We start from the raw sequence: 18,432 nt of genomic DNA, 5'->3' as shown, positions 1-18,432 counted from the left end.
GGAGCAACCTCCCAGAAAGGAGTGCTCCATTTTGGTGTACCGCTATCCTTGCTCTTTCAGCAATACTTCATATTGCTCCTGCCATTCTTGCTTAACTTCAGTCCAGTGTCCACGTTTCTCAAGAGCATCGCGGAAAGCCGTCCAGGTTGCTTCGAACTGCTCGCCGCTTTTGGACATAATGAGTTTCGCTCTATACTCTTTGCGAATATTTTCGAGCTCAGGCAAGTATTTCTCTAGCAGACCGCCTGACTTCGCTTTAACCAAGTCATAGGTTTGCGTGCTACGCACGGCGCCCATCTGTCCTACCGTTGCCGTGAATTTCGACGTTTTTTCGTTTCCGACTTTATCACCTGTGCCGTAATTCCACCACGGATACCAGTCGTTATTGTAGGAAGAAATCATATACAGCTCTGGCGTTACTTTCGCTTTCTGTGCAGGCTCGCCAGAATTACGCGCTTTATCATATTCTGCATCAATATAATTCCATCGTCCTAGCGGCTGATCGATCCAGCCCCAGAACTTTCCTTCTGGTCCTTCGTTAATGACTTGCTGCTGATCCGCTCCAGGCTTAAGTGAGTAATCAAGAAACTTCAAAACCGCCTCTAGATTTTTGGAATTTTTGCTAATGTAGACGTCATATCCTGGATACGGGTTGATGACAGTGTTCGCTCCAAGCTTCTCAACGCCCTCTACCTTAGGGAATGGAACGACTTGATAGAACCAGCCTGGCTCAGTCGGGCCGTCCAACGTCTCCCAGATCGAATTATCCACGTTAAAGAAGGAGCCTACGTTCATCGCTACGCGTCCAGCTTTGTTTTTCTCTTTGTAGCGTTCCTTTTTATCGGTTACGACCTCTGGGTCCACCAGATTGGAACGATACATTTTGTTCATCCATTGGTAAGCCACTTTATACTGTGGGTCGTCATACAAGAGGACAAGTTCGTCACCCTTCTTCTCTACCGGGATAATACCGCCTCCCGTCGTTACGCCAAACGTGCTCAAAACCGTATTTTCATCGTTCCAGCCTGCCGTATCGTTAGGATCCATTAAGAAGCTAAGCGGAATCAGCGGCTTGCCTGACGCGTCTTTTTGCTCAGAGGCTTTTTTCAAGTACGCTTCAACACCTTCAATCGTAGCCAAATCAGTTGTGGTCATTCCCGCTTTCTCAAGCACGTCCGTACGGACAAGCCATGTTTGCGATGCCCAGCCCGGCCATGGATTGTCAGGATTTTGTTCGAACCAGGTTGGAATGGACCAAATATGCCCGTCCGCATCCTTCATTTGGTCCAAATATTGCTTAGGAATCGCTGCAAGGTTGGGATATTGATCAGGCATATCGAAATATTGCTCGACTGACAAAATTTTATTGGAGCGAATCATCGCTGCTTTCACGATTTCACTTCGATTGAAGACAGCTGCATCTTCGAAGCCGCCCGTATTCAGCTTCAAGTTAAGCGCCGTAACTGCATCACCTTGAGTAGCTTCAAGCACAACCTCAATGCCTGGCTCCGTTTCCTTCCAATTTTTTTGGACAAGGCTATCATTATTAACCGTTGCCGACCAGCCCAGCCATAGATTGAACTTGTTGGAGCCTTTTGTCGTTTCCGTTCCGCCTTGCGCTGCGTTCGTGCTTTTCGGATCGTTCTTCGATGCATTCGAACCGGAACATCCTGCGATGACAGATAGCAATACGACACCGGACATAGCCATTAAACCGGTCTTCTTTACCCATTTGTTCTGCATGCTTCTTTTCTCCCCTTTTCGCTTACCTAAGTTACGGTATGTGATGAAGCCCTATACCCTCATTAACGGTGGCTCTTAACCTTTGACGGAGCCGATCAATACGCCCTTCACGAAATACTTCTGAAGGAACGGATAAACACATAGAATCGGAATCGCGCTTACCATTACGGTTGCCATTTTGACTGACATGAGTGTCACGTTCTGCATTTGCGATCCTCTGGCTAGTGCTTCCTGATTCGAGTTCGAGCCCAGGATTGCTGACATATCCTGCGCCGACAATAACTGCTGGAGAAACGTTTGTACCGGAATGAGATCCTGCTTAGTGACGTAGAACGCTCCGGCGAACCAATCATTCCAATGGCCGACAGCGGTGAACAATCCGATTGCCGCAAGCATTGGCTTCGACAGCGGAACGATAATTTGGAGCAATACGCGGAACGGCCCTGCACCATCCAGCTCCGCCGACTCGACAAGTGCCTCTGGGATGCCTTGAATGAACTTCAGCATGACAAACATATTCCAAGCCGAGAACATTCCAGGTATGATATAAACCAAGAAGTTATTAATAAGCCCCAAATTATAAAGCTGGATATAAAGAGGTACAAGCCCTCCGCTGAAAAGCATGGTCAGCAAAATATAGCTGAGAATCGATTTACGGAATGGAACCTTCGTATACGATAAGCCGAATGCCACCATCAGCGTGACCATGAGGCCAGCTATTGTACCCGCGATAGTACGCAAGATCGTAATTAGATATGCGTGCTGAATCACTTCGTTACCGAGTACGATTTCATAGTTGATTAGTGTAAATGCCCGTGGCAACAAATATACGCCGCCCTTCGCTGCGTCGGTTCCCTCATTCAGCGAGATCGCCAGCATATACGCGAATGGATAGAGCACGGATAAACACAGCAGAAGCATAAGAACAATAAGAATGATTTGGGAAATGATCTCACCAGATGTACGTTTCATCGATTACCATAACCCCTCGCCATTCAATTTTCTAGATATCTGATTCGTGAGCACCACTAGAATAAGACCGATAACGGATGACAGGAGACCGATTGCTGTAGCCATTCCGAAATACCCCTGTTGAAGGCCGGTTCGAAGCACATACGTATCGAGAACGTCCGCCACCTGCATGTTCGCCGGATTCAAGAGCGGATAAATTTGATCCATGCCCACGGTAATCAAACTTGGAATGCTAAGAATGAGAACGATTGAAACCGTCGGGATCATGCCTGGCAGCGTAACATGCCGGATTTGCGCCCATTTCCCTGCGCCTTCCACCTTGGCCGCTTCATACTGCTGGGGATCAATGGCTGTAATTGCCGCGAGATAAAGAATCGTATTCCAGCCTACTTCCTTCCACAATCCGCTGGAGACGATCATCGGCCGAAACCAGCTCTCCGAGCCTAGGAAGAAGATAGGCTCTCCGCCCATTTTTGTAATCAAATCATTCGCCAAGCCGCCGTCTAACGTAAGAAACGATTGTAAAATATAAGCGACGACAATCCATGAGAAGAAATGAGGCAGGTAGCTAACCGATTGGACGAATCTTTTGAAGCCTGCGCTCACCAATTCATTAATCATAATGGCCAATACAATTGGAGCCGGAAATCCGAATACGAATTTCAAAACCGAAATGAACAACGTATTTTTCACGACAATCCAAAACTGAGGCTCTTGCAGAAACGTGAAGTTTTGAATTCCAACCCACGCGCTGTCCCATATAGATGACCCGATCTGAAAATCGCGAAATGCGATTTGAATGCCCGCCATAGGAACATAATTAAATAGAAACAAAAGCAAAACAGCCGGTAAAATCATGACATACTGCCAACGATATTTGTATAGTTGTGCTAACATGATGTCGCATTCCTCCTTCTGTAATACATTGTAAGGGGTTTCAGTTAGGTAAACCATATAACGTTGATTGGATTTTCATCGTAATGATTTGCTCTTTGTTCGATAACAAAAATAGGCGGCCATGAGGCCATTTGTTAAAATCTTCGTCTTTTCTCTCGAGAGAGATTCGGATGAACTTGATTCTTTTCTTAAAAAACAAATCCATAATTCGAATGGGACTCGTTGGTGATTGCCTTGGTCATTGCATAAAGATAATCGGGCCGAACGGACGTTTTTCCGCCAGATCCGCATAACCGAAATAGTCTTCGTAGATCGTTTTCCCGCGATGAACAACCGAACAGCACAGCCGGCAAGACCGTCATCCACAAAATGTTGAAAAAGCGCGTTGCTGCTGTAAACGTGACTGTACCACACAGCGCTAAGTAGTAGTGACACCTACACATGAAAAAAATCGGCCGTCTCCGTTTATTCCGAGACGGCCTGTTTAGAACTCAACTGGTTTAATACAATACGGGTAATTTATCGAGTGTAATCGCATATTCATGATGGTAAGCCTGGAGTAGTTCCTCCTCGGAAGTCCACTCTGCAGTCGATCCAAATTCGTTTGACCAGATCATGTACCAAACCCACGGAATTCTAGTTATAGAGAGTTGATTTATGCTAGGCAGCACCCCAATCTCTCCTAATGCAACTAACTTCGGTTCTGAGGTTATGCGCATGAGTTCCTCATATTCGGGCTGTAAATCCGTATGCGTATTCTTGGGAGGGTACAGGTCTCTTGATATCACATCAGTCACATCATCACCTGCATATCCTTCCGCCAAAGGTGAGTTCCAGACCCAGATTAGATTATTCAGAGCATGAATGTGTGTATATCGGTCATACATAATACGGTACAACTGCTTTGCAACCTCTGGCCCTTTGTGACCCCACCAGAACCATTCCCCCTCGGATTCATGGAAGGGTCTCCACAGAATCGGAATCCGATTCTCGCAAAAAGGTTTCAGGATATCGGCCATATGATCCATATCGGAAATCAATGCCTCATACTCCTCCGTTCCTTCTATTACAGCATTGGAGGCGTCAAATGTTGTATTATTCGAATAGAATCCCTTATCCCAGCTTCCAAAAGGAGAGAACCAATGCCAGGTGAAGGTGATCATACCTTTTCGTTCTGCCCATTCCCAAGCACGGTCAAGCGTGTTTCGGTTCTCATCAATTTCAAGCAGGCACTCTGGACTGCTGTTTTCATAATTAATATTCGGCGAATAACTTAACAACTCAAAGCCACAAAGCGCAGGAAGCCTCCCCGTAACCTTTTCGATGTACTGGAGTTCCTTTTGCAAATTGGTTTGCGTGTGTTGACCGGTAATAATAGCTTTGCCAGCTATCCCGCTTAAGTACCGTAGTACTGCTTTTACTTCTTTAGAAGCATTCGGATTGCAAGGTACCATAGCAGCGAGATTCGGATTTCTCATGGGTCACTTCCTCATTAGGTATAGATTTGGCATTAAATCAGACAGTGCATAAAAAAGGGCCGTTCCACCTCCGCTGGGACGGAGAATGTCCCTTAACTTTTCAATCAAAATAAATTACTTGGAAGACCATTAGCCCCCAGGATAACAGCTGGGTCGTCATATGGAAGGGACATCGTGTATGCCGCTCCGTATGCTCTCATTTTGAATTCTTCTTGAGGGAATAGGTCTTTCCAATGCTCGATATTATAGGCTTTCAGAGCATCTTTTTCCGGTTCACTGTAATTCCCTGTCAGCACCTCCGAATAATTGCAAGTAAAATAATATAAAGTTGAATCCTTGAAGTCACCGCCGACGACCGACCCGAAGCTACCTTAGCTTTAAACTAGTCAGTCTTCTGCACAAAGCTTTCCGGATCGAGCAATCCAATGTCATTCATATGATTCAGCCAACGGAATTTTTTTCCGGACGACCAAATTTCTCTAGAACATTAATGAAGTCAGGCCTTACCCAGCCTTAACTGCTTTAAGTCTGAACCATCCACTTTCATAGTCTTTCTGATGATAAGCTAGGTGTAGTCCCAATTGCATGAGCCTGTCTCCCCCATAGCTTGACTTTTCTCCATAATTACCTGACCAAACTTCGTATTCAAGATCCGGGTTAAGCCCATCAAGCAGCAAGGTTCTTCGCGTTGCATTCGGCACGGCCATCACTTGAAAATAGTACACAACGGCTTCCTCTTTGTCTTCAGATACAAACATCCAAGCCGATTCGTTCCCTTCAAATGGACTCTTCAAGCGATACAAGTCACCCTTTTGAACTAATCCACGAATTTGCTTGTATGTTATGACTTGTTTTTTGACAATCTCTTTGTCTTCATCGCTGAATTTGGTTAGATCAAGCTCATATCCAAAGTTTCCAGACATGGCGACGTTCCCACGAAAATCAAGTGGCGTTATCCGTCCAACTTGATGGTTAGGAACGGCTGATACATGGGCTCCAATTGCACTTACAGGATAAACAATGCTAGTACCATATTGTATCTTTAACCGTTCTACAGCATCCGTATTATCACTTGTCCAGGTTTGAGGCATGTAGTAGAGCATTCCAGGGTCGAAGCGGCCTCCACCACTTGAGCAACTCTCAAACAGAATATTCGGGTATGCCGTGGTGATGCGTTCCAACAGCTCGTACAATCCTAGCACATAGCGATGGGCCGTCTCCGATTGACGTTCAGAGGGCAGTGAAGCGGAACCCATTTCAGTCAGAGCGCGGTTCATGTCCCATTTCACATAAGAGACCGGCACGCTGGAGAAGATCGCTGAAAGGGAGTCATAAATGTAATCTCGAACTTCCTTTCGAGTATAATCCAGCACGAGCTGCCACCTTGCTTCGCTGCGCCTGCGTCCAGGAACATGAAGACACCAGTCCGGATGCTCCCGGTAAAGATCGCTGTCCGGCGATATCATCTCGGGTTCAAACCAAAGTCCGAATTTAAGCCCAAGCCGATTAATGCGTTCCGCCACATCAGCAAGTCCGTTCGGCAGCTTCCGGCGATCCTCGTACCAATCACCAAGAGATGAATTATCCGAATCCCTCTTGCCGAACCAGCCGTCATCCAAGACGAACAGCTCAATTCCTAGCTTCTCCCCTTCTTCCGCAATTGCTAACAACTTTTCAGCATTAAAATTAAAATAAGTAGCCTCCCAGTTATTAACTAGAATCGGCCGCTCTTTATCTCTATATTCCCCTCTGCATAGCCTTGTCCGGTACAAGCGATGATAAGTACGCGACATATCGCCCAACCCTTGCTTAGAGTAAACCATAACGACTTCCGGTGTTTGGAAACTATCACTTGGATTCAGTAGCCATGTGAAGTCAAAAGAATTCACTCCCATGCTAATTCGCGTAGTGTTGAATGAATCCACTTCAGCAACCGCTTCAAATCCGCCGCTGTAAACTAAGCTGAAGCCGTAAGCATCACCATGGTTTTCCGTTGTTTCCGGAGTGACCAACGCGTAAAAGGGGTTTAATTGATGGCTGCTCATGCCTCTCTTGCTATCTATTCGAGTTTCACCTTGATGAAGAGCTCTGCGGGTCATATTACCTTCTCGAGCCCAGGCTCCAGAAAGATAAATGATTTCTAAGTCCCCTTTATCCAGGAAGTCTACACTTGCACTTAGAGCACGGAGAAGCCGAAGCTTCTTTCCCCCTTCATTACTCAAGCGTGTTGAACGGATAATGACATTCCGATCAACAAAAACAGTATAAATAAGGACTACTTTTAGACCCGAATAGGCATCCTTCAGCTCCAGCTCCAAAGTCTCTGCTTCGGCTTCATTTTCTACATAAACGGCTGGAAGTCCAGCTAATGAGGGCTTCCCCTTAATGAGCTTATAACCTACGTACTTTAACTCCGTAATTCGGGTTCCATCCTCAAGCTCTACTTGATAAGCCGGGTTACGAAAATCCCCGCTCCCGTATTGAGGGTATTCTTGGAATAAGCGATCCAATCCAGCCTTCTCGGGAGTGTGAATTAATAAATCCGCCATGGGTTCCCGATGCTTCAGATTGCCCCCCCAATACACATGGATAGGATATCCGTCCTTAATTTGAATAAGATAACTCATGCCGGCCGACTGCAGGTGAAAAAGCCCCGTATTCTCTTGAACAATGATGCCCATAAAACTTCTCCTCTCAACACTACCCTCTCGGAGCAAATGTTTTAGTGTTCTCAAAATAAAATATGGTTTTAAGCTTGGTACTAATTAATAGATTATTTGTCAACTATACAGGAATAATATATCAATACTTAATATTGAGTACATAGCTTGATGCTCACTAATTATGTTATAATGCTTGGAATTTAATATTAAGGGGTTATACCATGATTGAGTATTTGTCACGAAGCAAACAGCACACTGAATTGTATCTAACACAATTTGGAATTGAAGAATGTATTCCGAGTCATTTTTTTGGGCCAGCCATAAGAAGTCACTTTCTTCTTCATTATATTTGGGACGGAGAAGGGATTTTTGAAGTCGATGGAAACAAATACCGGCTTCAGAAAGGTCAGGGTTTTCTTATATGCCCGGCTGTCATTACTTATTATCAAGCCGATTCCAAAATCCCATGGTCATATTGCTGGTTTGGTTTTGACGGAACACTGGCAGAATTGCTCCTCAAGCAAGCAGGATTAACGAGGGTATGCCCAATACTCAACTGTGGTAAAGACGATATGATTTATAAATTTTTGATGTTAATGGCCGAGTCCAATGGAAATCAAAAAACGAGAGAAACAAGACTGACCGGTTTGCTTTACTTATTATTATCCCTACTTGCAGAATATGGACCGGTAACGCCAATTGAGCAACAGGATAGTCGTGCGGAAATTTACGTAGAAAAGGTGAAGGAAATCGTCGAAACTAACTTTGCTCAGAAAATTACCATTGAGGACATTGCCCGCATCATCGGACTCAATCGAAGCTATCTTTGTTCGTTATTCAAACAACAAATGAATACTAGTATCCAGGAATACTTAATTCGTATTAGGGTCCAAAAAGCATGTGAAATGATGGGGAATGTTGAGCTGACGATAGGTGATATCTCCCGCTCTGTCGGCTACAATGACCCTTTGCTCTTCTCCAAAATGTTTAAAAAGATAAAAGGAGCTTCCCCTAAGAATTACCGATCAGAAACCCAATGATAATTCATCCTGCTGCCTTTACTAAGGTTCTAAGAGTGTATGGTCATAATAAAATCTATGTGTTCTTCATCTCCCATATAAAAGGAGTGAGCTCCCGTTTGAACAAAACCCATTTTTTATAAAAATCAATAGCATTCTCATTCTTTTCCCAAACTCAGAGATTTACCAAGCCTTTTTTCTGATATTTGTTGCTTATATAAACCAGCTGTTTAGAGTTAAATGCTCTTACCAAAAAGGCATTCATATTCTCAGGCGAATTCTGATCTTTAATGTATCGTTACTGTTACAGTCATTTAAATATTTAGCTCCTTTACTCTTAGAATAAGATGAAATTGGTCTCTGCTTCGCTTTCGAAAAACCACGCTAATGCAACACTGTTCGAAATAAAAGGAAACGCCTGCAGTTCAGATCGTTTTAATCATCTTGCTCATAAACACCCCGGAACCCGGACCCGGATCAAGTCTCGCATGCACGTTGTTATCTTCGAATTCAGGTCAAATATATTCGACTCCCGGGCTCTGCTCCAATCTCCGATTTGTCTACAGAAGAAGTTGTCCGCGTTGAGGCTGCTGACGAAACTTATATACGCATACAGTATGGCATTACATTGTTCTTCCGCATCTTCCTATCAGAGTGCTTTAAGTAATCTTAGCCTAATGCCTGCTCAAGCAAAGCTGGCATTTCACTGAAATCCTAAAAAAATCGCGTTATCCCATTTGGATAACGCGATTTTTATGTCCAATGAATTTGCTTCCAAGTTAACTAGAAACACATTTACTCCCCGAACGCACTTAGACAGCACATATGTTATGACTTCTGATAGCTACGGCGGAAGGCACCAGGTGTCAGCCGTTCCAGCTTCTTGAAGATAGCTCCATAATAGCTAGCAGATTCGAAGCCAACTTGATGAGCAATGTCCTGCATCCCGCGCTGCACATTGTCGAGCAGCAGTTCCTTGCTCTTGTTGATCCTTACCTGATTGACATAGCTGATAGGGCGAATGCCTGTCGTCTTCTTGAACAAATGGCAGAAGTATTCCGGTGTGACACACATCAGTCCGGCGAGCGTATGCAAAGCAATCTCTTCGGCATAATGCTGGTCAATGTAATCCATGACCGGTTTTAACCGCTCATACTGCTGCCCGACGGTATCGCTGCCCTCGACAGAGACGCGCTGAATAATCTCCGTCAATAAGGTATAGAGGATGGCGGAACAGGAGTAATTGCTTAACGTTTGCTCTTGCGGCGTAAGGGCAGCTTGCAGCAACTCCCGCATTCGGGATAAAAGGTATTCGGGCGATGCGAGCGCGAATACGCATGTGTCTACAATGCCGACTGTTTCAAACAAGCTCGCTGACCCGCTGCCATCAAAGATAATCCAGTCGACTTCCCAGTTCCCCGACAAAGCATAGTATTCGTGCTTCTGACCGGGGAACAGCAGCATGCCCATGCCTTGCTTGACGATATACTCCGTTTCGCTTAGCTTGAGCTTGCCCTCGCCATTGCGGCATTGAATCCACTGATAATCGAGAATGCCTGGGTCTCGGCGAATATGCTCCTGGTCATGATGCAGACCAATGCCAAGCAAATAAAAAGGGAGCAGCTTGTCTCGAGCGGAAAGTACTGGGAAAGCGCGATTGGGATGAGGCATGCGACCAACTCTCCTATTATCTTAATATTATTATACTGTATTAATTATTTAAGATTTTAACTCCACTTAATATATCATATAATCGCAATATATTGATGAACAAAGGAGATTACAGGATGACGATTAAGATCGGAATTGATTATTATCCAGAGCAATGGACTCCCGAGCTTTGGGAGAAGGATGCTGCGCTTATGCAAGAGACGGGTGTTGCAGTTGTACGATTCGCGGAGTTCGCCTGGAGCCGAATGGAGCCGACCGAGGGTCATTATCGGTTTGAATGGTTAGATGCGGCTATAGAAGTATTCGCCGCACGCGGCATGGAGATCGTGTTATGCACACCTACCAATACGCCGCCGAACTGGATGACAACCCGTTATCCGGATGTGCTGCCAATGGATGAGCAACGTCAAATCATCCGGCCGGGTGTGCGTGGACATCGTTGCAACAACAGCTATTCCTTGAGAATGCTGGGCTCTAGATTTGTCGAAGTGATGTCACAGCGCTATGCGAAGCATCCCGCCGTCATTGGCTGGCAAATCGATAACGAGATGCACTACCAGGAATGCCATTGTGATACGTGCAATCGTGCATTTGTCGCTTGGCTGCAGAAGCGTTATTCCAGTCTGGATGAGATAAACCGGGAGTGGGGCATGGTCGTCTGGAGCGGAGAGTACAGCAGTTGGGCCGAGGTAACGACGCCGCTCGGTACCAGCAAGCCGATGAACCCTTCTTATCTTCTGGAGTACAAGCGATTCTGCTCGGACAGCGTAGGCTATCTGCTGGGATGGCAGCTTGAAATTCTACGCAGAAACTGTCCCGGCAAATTCGTGACGCATAACATGTGGCAATTCCCGAATAGCCTGGACTATTATGATCTCTACAAAGAGCTGGACTTCGCCTCTGTCGATTATTATCCGAATGAGCTGTATCGCGATCATGGCGATCGGTTTCCGAGGAACGGAGCGCTGACACTGGACTTGGTTCGCGGCATAAAGCGCCGCAATTTCTGGGTAATGGAACAGTTGAGCGGAGCGCAAGGCGCCTGGATGCCAATTCAGCGTACCCCTTATCCCGGACTGATCCGAGCTCGTTCCTGGCAGACAATCGCCCGCGGCGCCGATATGGTCGTCCATTTCCGCTGGCGGAGTGCTGCCGTGGGAGCCGAACAGTTCTGGCATGGACTCATCGACCATAGCAATGTTCCTGGACGCAGGTTCAGGGAGTTCGCGGAGCTTACTCGCGAGGTGAACCAGCTAGGAGAACTACTGGCAGGCTCCACAATCGTTACCCAGGTTGCGATTCTGCATTCGCATGATCAGCATACGGCGCTTTCCCTTCAGGCGCAAGCGGAAGGGGGGATGCACTATATGGACAACTTGTCCTCTATGCACAATGCATTTCTGAAAATGGGCGTCGGTACGGACGTTATCAACTGGACCGAGGAGCTCGATGGCTACAAGCTGGTCATTGTCCCTTCCCTCTTTCTGTTAAGTGAAGAAACAGCGCAGCGGCTGGAGCGATTCGCAGCCGGGGGTGGCACGGTCGTCCTCACCAATCGGACAGGCGTGAAGAACATGAGGAATGTATGTCAGATGCTGCCTCTGCCAGGGCTGCTTGCGGAAGCGGCGGGTGTTGTCGTGAGTGAATATGATGCAATCGGCAACAGCGTACATCGAATACGGAACGCGGAGGGACAGACATTCGCTGCGAAGCAATGGTGTGATTTGCTGGAATTGCGAGGAGCAGAACCGATTGCCTGGTATGACAACGACTTTTACGAAGGTGTGCCGGCAGTTACTGTCAATAAGCTTGGTGAAGGTGAAGTGTATTATGTCGGCACTTGGCCGGAGCCATCGTATTTCTATCAGCTGTTCGAAGGGATATTGAAGGAAAAAGGCTTGTCTCCCAAGCTCCAACTGCCAGAAGGTGTGGAGCTGTCGATTCGAACGAAGGGTGAGGAAAGCTTCCTGTTCCTGATCAATTTGACGAATGAGCAACGAGAGGTTACTCTCGATGTTCCCTATCGCAGCTTGTTGACGAGCGAGATATCGGAACAGAAGATGACGCTACCAGCTCTGGGAGTAGATATTCTAACTTTATAAGATCAGTGGCTTGCATCTTTGCTAAGGTCTGTCACACAAGGTGGAATACCTAGAGGGACAGCTTTTTAAGCTGTCGATGGACGCGTGTTAAAATGAAATGCTGAATGGGCATCGCCTTCATCGATATGCTACTTTGTATCTCATTTTACTAACGTTGCATTAATGTTCTCTGCTCATCCTTCTTCAGACTCACTATAACATACGATTTCGAGTTGTTTTACTGGAAATATTGACAAGCTATTTGTCAGAGTTTCATCCGCCCAAAGCATTCGTACCTAAATATGAAAAAGACAATTGATCTTATTAGATCAATTGTCAGCTGTAGAGAAACCCAAGCTTTTTCCGATGCAATGGGTTTCTCTTTTTTAAGACACGGTTTGAAGAGAGGTTAAAGGAATATTCCCTAGATTGCCCTCCTTTCTAGGAGAAGGGCAATCTTTTTCATGTTCTGCTCGGCTGCGGTCATGAGCGCTTGCTTAGTCGCATTCCGCAATCCCCTCAAACGGCAATAGCGAAACCCGTCATAGCGTTTTGAAAGATACACTTGTCAGAAGTTGCGGAAATAAAAAAAGTTACTACTGCTTGCATACAACGGTTAGCTCTAACGGAGAACTTTAGTTCTTTCGGAATGACCACCACGTTATCCTATCCGTTTGCTTAATAAAAAGAGCAGGATACCTTAGCCCTTGCTCATCAATGTGTATTACTCAGCTATCGTTTCCCGTTAGCTTAAAGGACCGAGAGCCGAATGGCCCGAAGCGTGAATATGGTGTTATACGAGCTGGAAGCAGGTGATTCCAGACCTCTAAATTCCCGATAAACCCTTATGGATCAAGGGATCATGTCATTTGTAAAACAATCCCAATCGACTGCAAATATTCCGATTTTTCGTGAAAGTTATATGAAATCGTATATCCCATAGTTATACGAGTTCTCCCCTCCTCCTTCGTATATCCGTTTTGGTTCGCATAACTTCATAAGGATATGCGAAGTGCAAAACCAAGATCACTTCATCATGAACGTCAATTGGAACGCTGCTGTGCAATTCTTTCTTCAGAATTGTAAATCTCGAAGCTTATTTCGTATACATATCTAATGAGACTTTTTGTTCCTGAAAGGTTCTTTCATCAATAATGAGCCAATCAGTACGCGCGCGCATTGCAATATAAGATGCATGCCTATGGTCACGCGGCAAACATTTCGGGAGTGAGAGTCTCTCCTCATACGTTCCGGCACACGATGGCGAAGTTTCACATTTTGAACGGAGGCGATCCGTTGACTCTTCGGCGCATTTTGGGACATGCCACCCTCGATATGGTCGATTACTATGTCAAATTATTCAGCAGCGATATAAAACAGCAGCATAAAAAATAGAGTCCGGTGGAAAACATGAAACGCATCTTAGCGACGCCGTGCATGACGCGGAGTTACAAGCTACACAATTCCGATATGCCGAGTTTAGCGGCCAATTAGTGAAAAGGCATCTCTGTAGCATGCCAGAACGAAAAATATTTAGTTCTTTCATCCTTGTTGTATATGTTAATAAGAAAGAGAGTGTGCCACCGTCGGCACCCTTTCTGTAGTTTTCGGTTTATTCCTTCAGAAACTCAACCTCCGGATATGACGGATTCGGCTTGCTGATCAAGCCACCGCCGGTTTCTTTTAAATGCTTGTTGAAAAAATCCAAAACGTACCGGTTCACGATATCCGCGCTTCGTTCGCCGTCAATGTCGCCCGTCATGCCGAGCTGCTTCAAAAGTTTTGAATAAAGCTGTAAGTCGGTGAAGTTGTAATGCTCCGTACCTTCAATATACACCATTGATGCTTGGTCTATGATTTTGTATTCCTTTTTTCGTTCCTCAATCATCTTGTTGAATTCTTCTTTCGTTAAACCCGAATTTTTGATTTCTTCATCAGAAATCTTTCCACTCAGCGCCTTGTTTTTGATGTTCATAAAGCTGGTCGATTCCATGAACAGAAACGGCTTTGAAATCGCCTGCTTGTCGTTGACATTGTACAATGAACCGTCCATGTTGATTCCTGCTTTAATTCTGTGATTTGAATATGCGGCGTTAAACGCCGTGGCGCCGCCGAATGAGTGACCCATCATCCCGATGTTATCCATATCGAGTTTTCCCTCAAAGGCATCACGATTCAGCTGATCCAACTGGTTGATGACAAAGTCGGCGTCGTGCGTCCAAATGTTCCCGAGCTTGCTGATGTTTTCGGAAACTCCGTTCATATATGGCTCGGTTGTTAAGCCTGTCACCCGTCCGTCTGGAAAAGCCGTTGCCATTGTGCTGTAAGTATGATCGATAGCCACTGCGACAAATCCATGACTTGCCAGATGCTCGGCTTGGGAAGCGTGCAGCAGCCGGCTTGTTCCGAAGCCGTGGCTGATTACGACGACTGGATATCGGGCTTCAGCTAATGAAATCGTGGTGTTTTCGTATGAGTTAGTTTTGATATAGCGCCAATAGTCCAAAGCAAACGCGGGAAGGCCGAATCCATCTGCGAACCTCTCGATATACTCGTGAAATGTGCTTGCGTCTTCGGAAAAGAGAGGTGCCTGTTTCTGTCCATTCAAACCTTGTGCGGGGTACCATACTTGGACCATCAGTTCTCTATGATCGTGCGGATTTTTTGTCAGCGTTTCTTCTCTGCCACGGTCGGTCAAATGAAACATCTTCGTCCCGACCGAATAAGCACCGTCAGGCTTAGGCAAATCGAAAACGGGCAGGTATACAGACAGGAAGACGGAGACCGCCAGCATGGCGATTGTTAGAACATACAAGCCATATTTCAACGGCTTCCACATCCTGATATGAAACCTTTTTCCGAAGATCGCGATAAAGGCGAGGACGACGGAGATCAGATAGATCAAAACCATTTGCCATCTGTACCCCTCAAAAAAAAGCTGTCCCGCCAATAAGCCAATGTTCGCAAATCCGGCTGACGCCGCAAGCTTTCTCGGCATTTTTTGCTGAAACAGCATGACAAAAGACAAAAGAGTTAATAATATTTCGAAAGTTCTCATGATTTCTCCATTATATAAGTTGTTGGTGGTCTTATACATAACGAATGTGTGGTTCGATTGGTTGCAAAAATATTCCTTTTGGCTGCATTAAAAAAACGCTGGATTGCCCAGAGGTTGCAGCTTATGATGTTGTGGTTCGCTATAAGCTAGTTCTCCTTTATCTGTTTCACATGTATACGGTAAACCCATTATCGCTTTGAGAAAGCATGGACATGTTGCAAACGACTATTATATCTTTCATAAGTAATATGACAGTATCAGCTTCGTATATCTCGTGAAATTCAGGTTCGCAAATCCTTTTCTGCGCATAAACCGTGAACACCTGATTCGTATATCTAAGCTAAAAAAATCAAAGTTATGCGAAAACAAAGCACCAAAAGCGAAGTAGGGAAATAGGTTAAACCCTTGTTGCACAAGGGTTTAAGGTATTTATGAAGGCTCAAAAAATGGTTCGCATAATTGAATTTGATATGGCTTAACATTTTATCCTTAACAAAGAATTTTTTGAATAATAATCATGATGTTGTTATCGACTATTACGTTACCTATAGTGATAAAACGAGTTATATGATGGAAGCATCAAGAGATTTAAACATTGACATTAAATTTATTGTATTGCTGGTTGACAAGAATGAGTTATTACGAAGAGATAGTCAGAGACCTCTTAGACATCAAATGGGTGATCGTTGTATTATAGGGCTTAACGAGATACTAAAGTCAAATCCACCTGAGAAGCACATCATGAATACAACGCACACTGATATTGAGGAAGTTGTAGATGAGATTTTGAGAAATCCAAGGTTTCTTTTAGATTCTTCGTCATAGCATTCAAAGTGTTGATAGCTAAACAGCCTGCCGGAGTGATCTGGCAGGCTGTTTACGATTAAAAATGAATTAAGTTACCTCAGTCCTATAATTCCGATTCACGGACTTGTGCTCGGATGCCTCTTATTGTCTCCATTCAACATCGTGAACGGTTAGCTCGATACGAGGTGTTTTATAAATGCAATTCGTACTATTTGATCATCCCATATAGGCCCGCGCCATACCACTTCGTAATCTAACTTACTATTCATTTTAATCACGGGGATATTTGATTCTTCAGTATGGGAGTAGACTAATTGTACACCCTTAATTCGTGCTTCCTCTTCTAATTTTAGCTTAAGTTCGTAGGCGATCCCTCGTTTACGATAATCTTTATCGACCCATAGTTGGTAAACTTCCATAAGCTGACCATCTTCGGGAAACAAAGCTCGATCTATCCTCCGTAAAATACTAAAATCAGGAACATCGTCACGATTTCTTACTCGATACATCAATAATCCAATCTTTTTCTTGTATGATTGGTCTTCACAAATAAATGCACCTATTCCATTATCATCATTCTCTATAAAGGAAGAAACTGTATGCCGGTGCTCCATTATTTCTTCAGGTGTCTTATCGGCATTTGTTGTTGTCGTTCCTTCACTTTTAAAATCTATACTAAATATGAAATCCAAATCACAAGCCAAGGCCTTTCTTATAACGATCATCTTTCAACTCTCCCAATATACGCTTCATGTACTTTTACATAATAAGTAATATTAAAAATCGCATCTATCAATTTGAGAACCCACACCACGTAAAGTAGGTGAAGACCTTGCTCGAGAATAAGAGTTATTTCGACTATATTGTTCTCAATCCTTTCTAATATGGAAAATTGTAGCATGAGAAAAATAACTATGTAAATGGTTTTCTACTTACAGAGGTGATTAACGTATTCTGCTCGTTAACGTAATGAAGCTGCCCATCGTTCCGGCAGCTTCATCATAGGTGTTTATTGTGCTATCGTTCCCTGTTAGCTTATCAATTTGTTCCTCTAACTTCTCAATTCGTACAAAAAACATTAAGTGAATTTACTTTTATATTTTCCACAGTTTGCTTATCTTCATCTCTTGCTTCCTCAAAAGGAATACCATCATGATACTGATATTTTAAAAACACATTTATTATCGAATCTATGTTTTCTACTGTTTCAATTTCACATTTAAAAGGTAGTTTTGTATGGATGTCTGAAATGAAATTAAAGCGCAACCTTCCAGATAGCCAATCGAACCATACATAAAAAAGCATTCTATTACAGTCTGCTTTTGTCATTTGTTCAGTTCTATTTGTAATTACATTACAAAAAAAGTTTCCTATCTCACCAACTGTAAACTCACTAGCTAACTGTTGACTCATCGAAATTGACCATGTGTTTTGTGAAATTTCGTCTTCTAAGTCATCGATATCATTTCCAATGAACATTTTATCTTCTACTATTTCATCGAGTTCCTTTAGAAACACCTCTTTGTTCATGTCCGCAGCACCTTCTCATTATACTTAATTAGCTCTCATTGCCCGTCAGTGAGTCAAATGTTACTTCTCATTGACTTATAGGCCATGTGAATAAGGAGCGGCAGACGCCAACAATGGGAGTATGGGGAAATTTTGAGTTAATTGGTAACGTCTCGCTGTCGATCCATATCGGTAAGCACCTGGACGACATCGCCTTCTTATATCAGTTCTAGGTTTCGAGCGGCGGCAGCAAGCAGAATCTTCAGATAGATCTGTTCTACCGGCTTTCCGTCCGGCTTATGCTCATCCAGTGGCGGATATAAGCACTCGCCTCCTCCTTGCTCATACTGCCCAATCGCGTCTTAAGCGAGTTTAAAGAAAAGGATCCTGATGCTTCACGAAACGTCTCGTGTGCTTATAGATGCCCTGGATCAGTGGTAAGGATTTTTTTCGTGTTCCTCATGGAGCACAACTTCGACTGAATGACCATTGCCAAACGTAACACCACCCTGTTTCGATTCGTGAAGGAGCCGG

General features: G+C 44.4%; 13 protein-coding genes and 2 pseudogenes. 3 read left to right on the top strand and 12 right to left on the bottom strand.

From position 1 onward, the window contains the following. Nucleotides 1–42: 42 nt before the first annotated feature. From MHH56_RS11285 to MHH56_RS11260, 6 genes and pseudogenes are all read right to left on the bottom strand, one after another. On the bottom strand, nucleotides 43–1,743 hold the full coding sequence (locus MHH56_RS11285; RefSeq protein ID WP_339208291.1) for a hypothetical protein: 1,701 nt from the start codon (nucleotides 1,741–1,743) through the stop codon (nucleotides 43–45). Between the two features lie 75 nt (nucleotides 1,744–1,818). Next, a complete protein-coding gene (locus MHH56_RS11280) occupies nucleotides 1,819–2,715 on the bottom strand; it encodes a carbohydrate ABC transporter permease (protein ID WP_339208289.1) in 897 nt (298 codons plus the stop codon). 3 nt (nucleotides 2,716–2,718) lie between these two features. Next, nucleotides 2,719–3,612 (bottom strand): ABC transporter permease subunit, encoded by an 894-nt coding sequence (locus MHH56_RS11275; protein ID WP_339208288.1) that lies wholly within the window; start codon nucleotides 3,610–3,612, stop codon nucleotides 2,719–2,721. Nucleotides 3,613–4,112: 500 nt separating this feature from the next. Continuing rightward, nucleotides 4,113–5,090 carry a glycosyl hydrolase gene (locus tag MHH56_RS11270; RefSeq protein WP_339208287.1) on the bottom strand — a complete coding sequence of 326 codons (978 nt, stop codon included), beginning with the start codon at nucleotides 5,088–5,090 and terminating at the stop codon, nucleotides 4,113–4,115. 131 nt (nucleotides 5,091–5,221) lie between these two features. Continuing rightward, nucleotides 5,222–5,550: pseudogene (locus tag MHH56_RS11265) on the bottom strand (hypothetical protein); the annotation flags it as partial. Between the two features lie 43 nt (nucleotides 5,551–5,593). Next, the gene (locus tag MHH56_RS11260; protein WP_339208285.1) at nucleotides 5,594–7,771 is read right to left on the bottom strand and encodes an alpha-galactosidase; all 2,178 of its coding nucleotides are present in this window, start codon (nucleotides 7,769–7,771) and stop codon (nucleotides 5,594–5,596) included. Between the two features lie 203 nt (nucleotides 7,772–7,974). Here MHH56_RS11260 and MHH56_RS11255 point away from each other — a divergent pair, with 203 nt between their 5' ends. Next, nucleotides 7,975–8,793 carry an AraC family transcriptional regulator gene (locus MHH56_RS11255; protein ID WP_339208284.1) on the top strand — a complete coding sequence of 273 codons (819 nt, stop codon included), beginning with the start codon at nucleotides 7,975–7,977 and terminating at the stop codon, nucleotides 8,791–8,793. Between the two features lie 29 nt (nucleotides 8,794–8,822). On the opposite strand, the pseudogene MHH56_RS11250 reads toward MHH56_RS11255, so the two are convergent. Together MHH56_RS11250 and MHH56_RS11245 are read right to left on the bottom strand one after the other, a co-directional pair. Beyond that, a pseudogene (locus MHH56_RS11250) lies at nucleotides 8,823–9,061 on the bottom strand (GNAT family N-acetyltransferase); the annotation flags it as partial. 539 nt (nucleotides 9,062–9,600) lie between these two features. Further along, on the bottom strand, nucleotides 9,601–10,443 hold the full coding sequence (locus MHH56_RS11245; RefSeq protein WP_339208282.1) for an AraC family transcriptional regulator: 843 nt from the start codon (nucleotides 10,441–10,443) through the stop codon (nucleotides 9,601–9,603). 116 nt (nucleotides 10,444–10,559) lie between these two features. On the opposite strand from MHH56_RS11245, the gene MHH56_RS11240 reads away from it, so the two are divergent. Together MHH56_RS11240 and MHH56_RS11235 are read left to right on the top strand one after the other, a co-directional pair. Further along, on the top strand, nucleotides 10,560–12,545 hold the full coding sequence (locus MHH56_RS11240; protein ID WP_339208281.1) for a beta-galactosidase: 1,986 nt from the start codon (nucleotides 10,560–10,562) through the stop codon (nucleotides 12,543–12,545). 1,170 nt (nucleotides 12,546–13,715) lie between these two features. Further along, entirely contained in the window at nucleotides 13,716–13,919 is a 204-nt protein-coding gene (locus tag MHH56_RS11235) for a site-specific integrase (RefSeq protein ID WP_339209559.1), read from the top strand. Between the two features lie 217 nt (nucleotides 13,920–14,136). On the opposite strand, the gene MHH56_RS11230 is transcribed toward MHH56_RS11235, so the two are convergent. The 4 genes from MHH56_RS11230 to MHH56_RS11215 all read right to left on the bottom strand — a co-directional run bounded on the left by MHH56_RS11230 (nucleotide 14,137) and on the right by MHH56_RS11215 (nucleotide 17,919). Then, nucleotides 14,137–15,582, bottom strand: a complete 1,446-nt coding sequence (locus tag MHH56_RS11230; RefSeq protein WP_339208280.1) for an alpha/beta fold hydrolase — start codon at nucleotides 15,580–15,582, stop codon at nucleotides 14,137–14,139. Nucleotides 15,583–16,559: 977 nt separating this feature from the next. Then, entirely contained in the window at nucleotides 16,560–17,114 is a 555-nt protein-coding gene (locus MHH56_RS11225; protein WP_339208279.1) for a GNAT family N-acetyltransferase, read from the bottom strand. 219 nt (nucleotides 17,115–17,333) lie between these two features. After that, complete coding sequence (locus tag MHH56_RS11220; protein WP_339208278.1) at nucleotides 17,334–17,468, bottom strand: hypothetical protein; 135 nt, start codon at nucleotides 17,466–17,468, stop codon at nucleotides 17,334–17,336. Next, nucleotides 17,449–17,919 (bottom strand): hypothetical protein, encoded by a 471-nt coding sequence (locus MHH56_RS11215; RefSeq protein WP_339208277.1) that lies wholly within the window; start codon nucleotides 17,917–17,919, stop codon nucleotides 17,449–17,451. Before MHH56_RS11215 ends, MHH56_RS11220 begins: the two co-directional genes overlap by 20 nt. Nucleotides 17,920–18,432 lie beyond the last annotated feature (513 nt).

It is taken from the genome of Paenibacillus sp. FSL K6-3182, assembly GCF_037976325.1.
GTDB lineage: Bacteria > Bacillota > Bacilli > Paenibacillales > Paenibacillaceae > Pristimantibacillus.
This window is presented reverse-complemented; position numbering and strand designations above follow the sequence as displayed.

Coding starts and splice junctions, on each gene's coding strand:
- MHH56_RS11285 (WP_339208291.1), bottom strand. CDS start 1,743: ATGCAGAACAAATGGGTAAAGAAGACCGGTTTAATGGCTATGTCCGGT.
- MHH56_RS11280 (WP_339208289.1), bottom strand. CDS start 2,715: ATGAAACGTACATCTGGTGAGATCATTTCCCAAATCATTCTTATTGTT.
- MHH56_RS11275 (WP_339208288.1), bottom strand. CDS start 3,612: ATGTTAGCACAACTATACAAATATCGTTGGCAGTATGTCATGATTTTA.
- MHH56_RS11270 (WP_339208287.1), bottom strand. CDS start 5,090: ATGAGAAATCCGAATCTCGCTGCTATGGTACCTTGCAATCCGAATGCT.
- MHH56_RS11260 (WP_339208285.1), bottom strand. CDS start 7,771: ATGGGCATCATTGTTCAAGAGAATACGGGGCTTTTTCACCTGCAGTCG.
- MHH56_RS11255 (WP_339208284.1), top strand. CDS start 7,975: ATGATTGAGTATTTGTCACGAAGCAAACAGCACACTGAATTGTATCTA.
- MHH56_RS11245 (WP_339208282.1), bottom strand. CDS start 10,443: ATGCCTCATCCCAATCGCGCTTTCCCAGTACTTTCCGCTCGAGACAAG.
- MHH56_RS11240 (WP_339208281.1), top strand. CDS start 10,560: ATGACGATTAAGATCGGAATTGATTATTATCCAGAGCAATGGACTCCC.
- MHH56_RS11235 (WP_339209559.1), top strand. CDS start 13,716: ATGCATGCCTATGGTCACGCGGCAAACATTTCGGGAGTGAGAGTCTCT.
- MHH56_RS11230 (WP_339208280.1), bottom strand. CDS start 15,582: ATGAGAACTTTCGAAATATTATTAACTCTTTTGTCTTTTGTCATGCTG.
- MHH56_RS11225 (WP_339208279.1), bottom strand. CDS start 17,114: ATGATCGTTATAAGAAAGGCCTTGGCTTGTGATTTGGATTTCATATTT.
- MHH56_RS11220 (WP_339208278.1), bottom strand. CDS start 17,468: ATGTTTTTTGTACGAATTGAGAAGTTAGAGGAACAAATTGATAAGCTA.
- MHH56_RS11215 (WP_339208277.1), bottom strand. CDS start 17,919: ATGAACAAAGAGGTGTTTCTAAAGGAACTCGATGAAATAGTAGAAGAT.